Origin of the sequence: Haloferax profundi (genome assembly GCF_001469865.1) — an archaeon.
Lineage (GTDB): Archaea > Halobacteriota > Halobacteria > Halobacteriales > Haloferacaceae > Haloferax > Haloferax profundi.
This window is the reverse complement of record NZ_LOPV01000124.1, coordinates 1-446: the sequence shown is the minus strand read 5'-3', so window position 1 is coordinate 446 and position 446 is coordinate 1. Positions and strand designations below refer to the sequence as shown.

Genomic DNA, 446 nt, shown 5'->3' with positions numbered 1-446 from the left:
TCTGAACCCATGGATCGACGACAACAGTCTCAACAAAGTTGTCCGTGAGATTCAGACAGTCGCTGGCACGAGCACGATGGATGAGAACGAGAAAATCCATCAGAAACTCATTCGTCACACTACCGTCGAAAAGGATCTCGGCCACGGAAAGAAACACCAGACTGTCCACTACATCGACTACGAGAACCCGGAGAACAACGACTTCCTCGCAGTCAACCAGTTCAGCGTCGAGGGAAATACCGAGACCATCCGCCCGGACATTGTCCTCTTCGTCAATGGTCTACCCCTGGGCGTCGTCGAGTGCAAATCCCCAACTATAGCGGAGCCTCGCAGTGAGGCACTCAAACAACTCCAGCGTTACCAGAACGAACGAACCGCTCGGGGCAAAGAGGGTGCCGAGGAGCTCTTCCGCTATAATCAGTTCTCAGTCGCGACCTGGTACGAAG

At 53.8% G+C, this 446-nt stretch carries 1 protein-coding gene; it reads left to right on the top strand.

The genetic code is table 11. From position 1 onward, the window contains the following. Positions 1-76: 76 nt before the first annotated feature. The coding region (locus AUR66_RS06570) for a type I restriction endonuclease (RefSeq protein ID WP_269432566.1) at positions 77-446 on the top strand (370 nt) is incomplete at its 3' end.